The following is a 1,276-nucleotide window of genomic DNA, read 5'->3' as shown; positions in this document are numbered from 1 at the left end:
TTATCTTTTTTATATGTTTTTATGAGATTCACACCAATTACGAGTTCAGCATCACCATGGCTGCCTCCCTGACGGCGGCAATGGGTAACCCGAGCATCGGTGTCGACGTGGCCGTCCTGATGCGCGACAAGTACCTGCAGAAACAGCGATTGACCGAGAGGGGAGTCGACGTCGCGCGCGCCCGTGTATTCCGCACGGCACCGGAGCCGAAGGATGTGGCCGACTTCGGATTCCCGGTCGTGCTAAAACCCACCGCAGGTGCGGGAACCGAATCCACGGAAAAGGTCGACGATCCTGGCGCGTTCACGCGAGCGGTGACTCGTTTCTTCGCCGGCGCCGCAGGCAAGAATGGTCTACTCGTCGAGCAGTACATCGACGGCGAAGAATACATTCTCGATGGATGGGTCACCGACGGGCGGGTCGAATTCGCGTCTCTGGGACGGTACTCCAGACCGTGCCTGGACACCGTCACGATGGGCGAGAACCTGCGCATGTATCGGTGCACCGAGTCCACCCACCCGAATCTGGCAGCCCGCGCGACCCAACTCGCCAGCGATTCCCTTGCCGCCCTCGGACTTCGAACGGGTCTGTTTCACCTCGAATTCTTCCGGACCGCCGACGATCGGCTGGTGTTCAGTGAGTGCGCCGCACGCCGCGGTGGCGCATCGATCGAAGAAGAAGTACGCCACTCACGGGCGACATCCTTGGCTGCCGCGTCCCTGGACCTGTGCTTGGGATCGGCTCCGACGATCGGCTCCGACGAACCGCTGCTGGAGGTTGGCACCGTTCATCCCAAGCTGACCAGCGGTGTGGTGCTGGACCTGCCGCGGACCAGCCAGCTGCTGGAAATGCCGGGAGTGGAGTACACACGCTACTTCTCCTACCTGGGCGCGACCACGAGCGGATCGACTACCTCGACAAGCGACCGGGATGCAGTGTTCCTGGTCGGCGCGGGCAGCCTCGGCGAGCTCGACGGCAGACTGGACGCGGTCGAGGCCGCGTTCCTCTCGCAGGCCATCGTCAGCCCGAACCGCACGCCGGGCGATATGCGCGGTTTCCAACACACCACCCTGGGGCGCGACGACCTGATCGATCACCCTTTCCCGGTCCGTGCTGTGCGGACGGTGGGGTGATCTGGGGTGACCGACAGTTCAGCACCCTCGGCGCCCCGAGTACTTGTCATCGACCCGGCACCGGCGCGCCTGGCGGTCCGCGAGCTCGAAGAGTTCACGAAACTGGGCATCACTCCGACCGTGAACCTACGGCGTGTAACCGA

The 1,276-nt window shown here is 63.3% G+C and carries 1 protein-coding gene; it reads left to right on the top strand.

From position 1 onward, the window contains the following. On the top strand, nucleotides 1-1,133 hold a 1,133-nt coding region (locus tag ACFWPJ_RS33185), incomplete at its 5' end, for an acetyl-CoA carboxylase biotin carboxylase subunit family protein (RefSeq protein ID WP_378857531.1). Between the last annotated feature and the right edge of the window lie 143 nt (nucleotides 1,134-1,276).

Origin of the sequence: Nocardia sp. NPDC058497 (assembly GCF_042720195.1) — a bacterium.
Classification (GTDB): domain Bacteria; phylum Actinomycetota; class Actinomycetes; order Mycobacteriales; family Mycobacteriaceae; genus Nocardia.
This window is presented reverse-complemented; position numbering and strand designations above follow the sequence as displayed.